Annotated in this window: 4 protein-coding genes and 3 pseudogenes; 4 read left to right on the top strand and 3 right to left on the bottom strand. The window is 48.8% G+C overall.

The features are described from left to right. A pseudogene (locus tag G7020_RS23340) lies at positions 1 to 120 on the top strand (IS30 family transposase); the annotation flags it as partial. A gap of 4 nt (positions 121 to 124) precedes the next feature. Continuing rightward, a pseudogene (locus G7020_RS23345) lies at positions 125 to 1,312 on the top strand (aldehyde dehydrogenase family protein); the annotation flags it as partial. 300 nt (positions 1,313 to 1,612) lie between these two features. On the opposite strand, the gene G7020_RS23350 reads toward G7020_RS23345, so the two are convergent. After that, positions 1,613 to 1,858 (bottom strand): hypothetical protein, encoded by a 246-nt coding sequence (locus G7020_RS23350; RefSeq protein ID WP_157966896.1) that lies wholly within the window; start codon positions 1,856 to 1,858, stop codon positions 1,613 to 1,615. Between G7020_RS23350 and G7020_RS23355 the strand changes: the two are divergent. Both G7020_RS23355 and G7020_RS23360 read left to right on the top strand, forming a co-directional pair. Further along, a pseudogene (locus G7020_RS23355) lies at positions 1,814 to 2,236 on the top strand (LLM class flavin-dependent oxidoreductase); the annotation flags it as partial. The gene G7020_RS23350 and the pseudogene G7020_RS23355 sit on opposite strands and share 45 nt — an antisense overlap. 1,184 nt (positions 2,237 to 3,420) lie before the next feature. After that, positions 3,421 to 3,690, top strand: coding sequence for a helix-turn-helix domain-containing protein (locus G7020_RS23360; RefSeq protein WP_110996484.1), 270 nt, complete (start codon positions 3,421 to 3,423; stop codon positions 3,688 to 3,690). Between the two features lie 118 nt (positions 3,691 to 3,808). Here G7020_RS23360 and gmtX read toward each other — a convergent pair whose 3' ends face one another. Together gmtX and gmtZ are read right to left on the bottom strand one after the other, a co-directional pair. Further along, on the bottom strand, positions 3,809 to 4,405 hold the full coding sequence (gene gmtX, locus G7020_RS23365; RefSeq protein ID WP_110996483.1) for a gamma-mobile-trio protein GmtX: 597 nt from the start codon (positions 4,403 to 4,405) through the stop codon (positions 3,809 to 3,811). Continuing rightward, a complete protein-coding gene (gene gmtZ, locus G7020_RS23370; RefSeq protein WP_181087198.1) occupies positions 4,402 to 6,990 on the bottom strand; it encodes a gamma-mobile-trio integrase GmtZ in 2,589 nt (862 codons plus the stop codon). Before gmtZ ends, gmtX begins: the two co-directional genes overlap by 4 nt. Between the last annotated feature and the right edge of the window lie 153 nt (positions 6,991 to 7,143).

Genomic DNA, 7,143 nt, shown 5'->3' on the forward strand with positions numbered 1-7,143 from the left:
CTGACCGTCGAAGCCGTCAATCGGACAGTAGCGAGGATCAATCTACGCCCGCGCAAGCGCTTGGGCTGGAAGACGCCGTACGAAGTGCATACAGGGGTGAGCGTTGCACTTATGTGTTGAATTCAGGGTTGAATGGAGTGCTGCGAGAGCAATAACACTCGAGTCTGCGTCCTTCCCAACTCGTGTACATGGACGCATCATGCAGTCCAACGTGGCAGGCAAGGAAAATCGGATCTATCGTGAGCCCTTGGGTGTTATTGGAGTTATTAGCCCCTGGAATTTCCCCCTACACCTCACTCAACGCTCGGTAGCACCAGCGCTCGCGCTAGGAAACTCAGTCGTGATCAAACCCGCTAGTGATACTCCAATTTGCGGGGGGTTATTGTTGGCACGAATATTTGAGGAAGCGGGATTGCCTGCGGGAGTGTTAAGTGTCGTCGTGGGCGCGGGCAGTGAAATAGGCGATGCATTCGTCGAACACCCTGTTCCCAAATTTATTTCTTTCACAGGTTCTACCCCTATCGGCTTAAACATTGGACGCTTGGCCTGCGGACAATATCTAAAGCACGTTGCACTTGAGCTCGGCGGCAACAGTCCATTTGTAGTTTTAGCGGATGCTGATTTAGAGTTAGCAGTAAATTTAGCGGATGCTGATTTAGAGTTAGCAGTAAACGCTGCGGTTATGGGGAAATTCTTCCATCAAGGGCAGGTGTGCATGGCGATTAATAGGATTATCGTGGAGGCACCCGTTTACGAGTCCTTTATTGATCTGTTTGCACAGCGAGTGAGGGGGCTTAAAGTCGGTGACCCCAACAATTCTGATACCGTGATTGGTCCAATTATTAATTCGCGCCAACGCGAAGCACTCGAGAGAAAAATCGCGAGAGCAGAAGAACAAGGCGCGCGAGTAATCGTATCCAGTCAGGTCGAGGGACAGTTGGTCCCCCCCCACGTGTTTGCAGATGTAACCGCGGATATGGACATTGCGAAAGAGGAAATATTTGGCCCACTTGTTGGCATTCAGCGCGCGGATGATCGTGAACACGCATTAACTCTTGCAAATCTTAGTGAATTTGGTCTTTCTAGCTCTGTATTCACATCCAACTTAGAGCTCGGTGTCGCGTTCGCCCGTCAGATAAGCGCCGGTATGAGTCACGTAAACGATATTCCCATTAATGACGAGCCACACGTTCCTTTTGGTGGTGAAAAGAACTCAGGGCTCGGTAGGTTTAACGGAGAATGGGCGATCAACGAGTTCACCACTGATCATTGGGTCAGTATTCAATCCAGTCCTCGTAAATATCCCTTCTGACTGAATCTATAGATACATGGCCGATTGTTTTTTTAGAAGAAAATTATCGGCCACCTGTATAAAATTTCCAGAAATCTTTCCGTGCTACATACTCACGCCAAGAAAATAAAGCTTTCAACTTCAACCTAAGGAGTTAACGATGCTCCCAAATTTAGTTGTCACCGTTGAGCCCCATTCATGCCTAGAAGCGTGGGTCGCCACAAATCGCCTCAGGTTATGTCTAGAATTTATGGAGTTAGATAAAAATAACAGTGTACAAGACTGGTATTTGTTTATTGAACGAGCTTATGCTGAATCCCATCACAATCCATATAACCAGGCTGAATATTTCCAGCAAGACTGATTGTTGTGTGAAGTTGGTTTACGTAATTCAAAGAAAGCCGCCCTGCCCGTGCTCGCCTGATCCAGAAAATATTCTGCGCATATTGCGAACTTCGATACTTCAATCATCAGCCAGCCGACTCCGATCGACAGGCCGGCAATAAAAGATTCGAGGTAAGGGCCGAGGCCGGCGGTTTCGGCACCTTCTGGATCGGCGAACACCACGCCATGGGAATACCGATGCCGCTGTTGGCCTACCTGGCCGCCAAGACCACCACCATTCACCTCGGCGCCGGCACCATCATTGCGCCGTTCTGGCACCTGCTGCGGGTCGCCGGCGAATGCGTACTACTGGACGTAATCAGTAACGGTCGCATAAAAGTAGGTCTGGCCCGTGGCGCGTATCAAGTTGAATTCGACCGCATGGCCGGCGGCATGCCCGCTTCCTCCGGCGGTCAAGCACTGCGCGAGATGGTTCCGGTGGTGCGCGCCTTGTGGCAAGGCGATTACGCCCACGATGGCGACATCTGGAAATTCCCGACATCCACCAGCGTGCCAAAGCCGATCCAGAAGCCTAACCCGCCGATGTGGATCGCCGCCCGCTGCGCGAGCTGAACGAATGGATCGCGCTGATCCACGCTGGCTTTGCCATACTTTCCTCGTGCTTCGTCAATCGTCACTCACTCGGCAATCGTCCATTGACCTGCATGAATTACGATTTCAATGGTCTCAGTGAGTGGCGCTGAGAGGTTTGGCTATCGCACTGAATGTTCTGTCACATCGGATTTGGTCGGCGTAATTCTTTGGCCCTCAACGTGTGGCTTACACGAGCCACCAGCTAGACACCCACTCGGCTCAAAACTACCGCCAAATACCAAAGCAGCATCGAGAAATCTGTGGGCGTTTTTTTTTGATCTCTTGACCAGCGTGCGCCCGGCTTCGGCTTCGGCTTCGAACTGACCCTGCAACGACGATTTATGGCTTATGACCTTACGTCGTCCTTTCATCATGACCTCTGGCTGGAGCCTCAAACACGCCACTCCCGTCTCATTACAACCTCAAAAAACGGAAGATAGGTAGCCGATCAACGACATGGATGGCCGGCGACCAATGGGAATGCGACACTCAAAATATTGCTATAGCATATAGTTTTTTTCCCTTTAGCCAATGGGCTCCTCTTGGGGCACGACATCGGAGCGCTTAGTGATAATCCTTTTTGACCCCAAGCAAAAAGAGACAAGAACGTGGACTCATTGCGAAATAGAGGGACTTTGTTTCATTGCTACGATCACATCGGCTAGAACCGGTCAACGGAATCGCGCTGCCATGGTTGAGTGTGCGTATGAGCTACGGCACTATCTTCTAACAGCCAAGGATGTTGTGGTCAGGCACGTCCACATGATGTGTCCCCCTTCCATAAGCGGACGCAGCGCCTGGGCTTTAGAAGAGCTTGAAAGCATTGTGGCGTTTACTGGGGTGGACAACGACCAAAGCGCTGTTCTGTATCGGACATCGATTGCCAGCTACAAGCTCGGAGACCTGGATCTTCGAAGGAAAAAGCATTCTCGAGTTTTGTACTCCACACGCCACCTAAAGCAGCATTCTCCGGGTACCCCCGACACACAGCATGAGGACAGGTCCCTTCAGATGCTCTCTCCTTTTTGGGTACGCTGAACAACGATCCGCACAGAAAGAACTATTTAATCGGTGAAAAATGCAAATATCGCTATAGCGTATAGCTCTTTATCCCGCGGCAAGGCTTTATCGTGCCTTTTGCGGGCCAGCAAATGGATCTCAAAGAATCGTTCGGATTTACCGTAAAATCTATACGTCGCGCCAAAGGGCTTCCCCAAATTGCTGTTGGCATGAATCAGGGATACATCAGCGAACTCGAAAATGGCCAGAAAACTCCGACGCTGCCCAAAATGGCTGCTATCGCAAAAAATCTAGGCATTCATCCCCTGACGCTTCTTGCGGCGGTCTACAGCAACATGGGACCAGAGGACTCAAATCAGCTTTTAGCCAGGATTCATAGCGAACTCGAGAGCCTCAAGTAGAGGACTTAGATAAACCGCCCTGTGCTTACCCTCGCCCGAGAGCAGGTAACGCTTCTCACAGTGACGATCTCAAAGCTTCCCCATTGGGAGGCTTTGCTTGCAGCGTGTGTTACCGATGTCAGAGGTAATTTAGGATTTTCGTGAGCGCATCCAACGTCCCTGGCTTGAACACAGTTTTCCCTTGCTCATCGACAACTGCTCCTTTACTACTTGGTTTGAGTTGCCATGTTATGAAGAAATCTTCAGATATCAGATACTCAATTGCACGACGCTCTACAGGCGTAAGTCTGTACTCCGTCTGACTTCCGACTCGGTCATCAATTCGGATCTCTGTCCCCGGTGGTATGAGCTCTCTATTGAGGCGCTCTGCTTCCGCCAACTTGGAGAGAGTGATGTTGACCATAAGTCGCAATCTCGGGTCTGCAATATCGTCAACCCAGGCATCAGCGGCCTTTTGCTTGGGCAAACGCTTGCGTGCTCCTATGCTCCCCTCGAAACACTTGATCAGCATCCGGTAGTTCTCACCAGTCTTGTTCCGAATGCTTTGTACCTTTGGAACGCCTCGTCCAGTTCCCATACGCGCGATGGTGGCGAAAGAGAAATCAGCGACACCTCGTTCAATCTGTTCTTGGCACACAGCAAAAACCGCATCAAGCGTCACTCGTTGTCTGGGTGCATGTTCCTTCAAATGTGCCAGCATTTCATCGGGCGTCATACCATCAACTCCTTCAAATTAAGTAATTGGGGTGGCTTCGAGGACAAAAGCTCGGAGATCTCTTCTTTCGAAATTCGTTCGTCGTCGCCCAAATCCTCAAGGAGGATATGGCAGTCAATTAGCTGATCGACACGCTCCCAAGTTTTCAATCGTTGCAGCAGGAACTTTGTTACCTGGTTCCCCACAGCCAACTGTTCTTTTTCACTCAGGCAGCACATAGCTGGTCGAATCTTGTTGAATAATGCCACGCGATCAATCATCTGTGATCGACGAGGTGTCGCTGAAGCTGCAGAGACCGACTGAAAAATACTTGCGTTCATACACACTTCATTCAATTGCTGAAACAGAGAAGTTTGCTCAATTTCGACTTTTATTTCATTCTGCTCCTGAACAACGAGCTGAACTTTGCTTTCATCCTTACCTTCCGGCAAAGCAATAATTTTTTTGCATTCGTTGATCTGTTTAGTCAGCATCTGCAAATCACAAAAAAACATGTCCATTTTTTTGGCAAGGCTTTCCTTTTCAGACTGAAGTTTCCTGATCTCTAGTTCGGTGCGGTTACGCTCTTTAGAATCAAAAATTCCTCCAGTTTGTTCTAGGTCGTATTCAAGCTCATCCATCTCCTGAATTTTATCAATGCAATCATCGATCTCCGTTTCGAAGTCCAAATAATGCTTTGCTAGGAGATTGAGTTCGAGGGAGATTGCATTCCACAGCGCAAGCATCCCCCCAAGGAACATCGGACCCGTGATGAAGTGCCGGCAACGAAGGCAGTTTTGCATTCCAAGAAACCCCGCCGGCACCGCATTCCAAACTAGCGTCTTGCCCACACGGGAGCCACCATCATCGCAGCGTGCTGCACCATACGGACACAGTCCGTAGTCGCGAACCAATGTACTGCCAACGTTTCCGGCCTTAAGTACCTGTAACGCCTGCTCATTGTTAGCGACTAACTCATGCATTAACTCATTAAGCCGATTTTGCTCAAGCATCTCCTGAGCTACGTAAGCCCCATCCCTTAGCGCCAGCTTTTCTCCCTCATCCATTCGACGACGGAGGAATGCGGCTCCGACCTTGACGTAGTAAATACTCATGACGACCGACGCGTGTCCGGCCAGCTTCATAATCACTTCAATTGGAAGACCGAACTCCATGACGTAAGCAGTGATCAGGCTGACACGCATGCTGTGCGGGGTGTACACGGACTCATAACGGGATAAAGCGCTGTGGCTACCCCCTTTACGAAAGCTCGCCAAAGTAAGATTTCTAGGCTGTGAAAAATAGAGCGCCGCAGCCAGACGCTCTGAAAGCTGCGATGTAAACGAACCAGGCTGTTCCTCATTAAATGCCCTGAATAGAAAACAGTTGGCACCCTTCCGTTTAAGCTGTGCCTCGTTTAAATTTGTCCGAGTGCACTCTGACCATGGCATAACACGTTTAATAGGATTGTATTTATTTTGCCATTTACGAAGTCGAATCATCCAGTAAATAAGCTTCTCCGGAGCCCAAGGCACATCGTAGCCCTGCCCGCCGTAGCTAGTTTTATTCGAGGTAAAATGCATCCCCCAAGCATTATCTTCACAGCGTTTTATAAATGCCTGTTGATTTTTACGCTGAGCTAAAAAACCTACATTTTTAACCCAAACGACCTTTTTATCCTTAATATCAACAATATACTCGTCCGACTCACCAGAATCATTGTAGGCGATCTGGCGTCCTCGCGCAGGAACTGAAGCAAGGGAATAGGCAAGCATCCAGTAGACCGGGCACCACAATAGATATTTTTCATCTTTTGTTTTGAATACACAATCAGGATCTGAACGATCTATGAGACTTTCATCTACTTCAAGGTAATCCGAATCAAACTGATGCAACTGTATTAAATCGGAAAAGCTAGTAGCACTTTCAGGAACCATCCACTTCTTCATCGAATCAACATATTGGAATGCTAGCGCAGGCTTTGTTGTTTCGCTAGGCCTTGGCTTTCCGTTACTGTCGTATTCCATGGTTGCAAATGGGTTGTTCGCTCCATCTAACCGTATCAACTCACCAGTTTCCTCGTCTTCAATAGTGAGATCATTTCTCAACACCTCATTCAAGTAGGAATTGACTGTCAACAATAGAGCTCGAGCGACCGAACTGTTGACTTGTTTATCCATCAGCATCTTGAACGGCTTGATGTCCAAACCTTTCCTGGTCAAAAACTCCCGAGGCGTTTTATCCACACCACTAGGTTCGATGAAATGTCGGATGAAACGGCAGATACTCGTTTCCTTCCCCCCTCCATTCTTCTGTTTCTTTAAAAATAGTTGGATACTGGGGATCCATCCTATCCCGCAACCTTGAATGTACTCCAAAGTGTATGGGTAGGGTTTATCCAAAAATACGTGCCAGCTCTTCCATTGCGGATAAACCTCTTCAGGGCTGCTAGGAATTCTTGGATCTTTAAGACTCCCCCATAACTCCCGGTATTCTTTAATCGTCGTACATGCGTACGATCTAACTACCTCCTGAAGCTCTTCGTAGCTGTAATTACGCGGTCTATCACACAAACTGAACCAATCTACCCATTCATCAGAAAACATCCTTTCCGGATGAGCAGGTAAGAACGCCTGAATTCATAGAATAAGCGCAACGCTTGAAACGAGAGGCAGAGAGCCAGCCACCGGTAGAATCCAGGCTCTCACACCGAAGGATTCAAGCGCAGATGACTACGCATTACCGGCAGCTGACTCAGG

This window comes from Stutzerimonas stutzeri (assembly GCF_013522825.1).
Classification (GTDB): Bacteria; Pseudomonadota; Gammaproteobacteria; order Pseudomonadales; family Pseudomonadaceae; genus Stutzerimonas; species Stutzerimonas stutzeri_AK.

Bases quoted from the DNA above. Each gene is read 5' to 3' on its own strand.
- gmtZ (WP_181087198.1), bottom strand. From the start codon at position 6,990: ATGTTTTCTGATGAATGGGTAGATTGGTTCAGTTTGTGTGATAGACCG.
- gmtX (WP_110996483.1), bottom strand. From the start codon at position 4,405: ATGACGCCCGATGAAATGCTGGCACATTTGAAGGAACATGCACCCAGA.
- G7020_RS23360 (WP_110996484.1), top strand. From the start codon at position 3,421: ATGGATCTCAAAGAATCGTTCGGATTTACCGTAAAATCTATACGTCGC.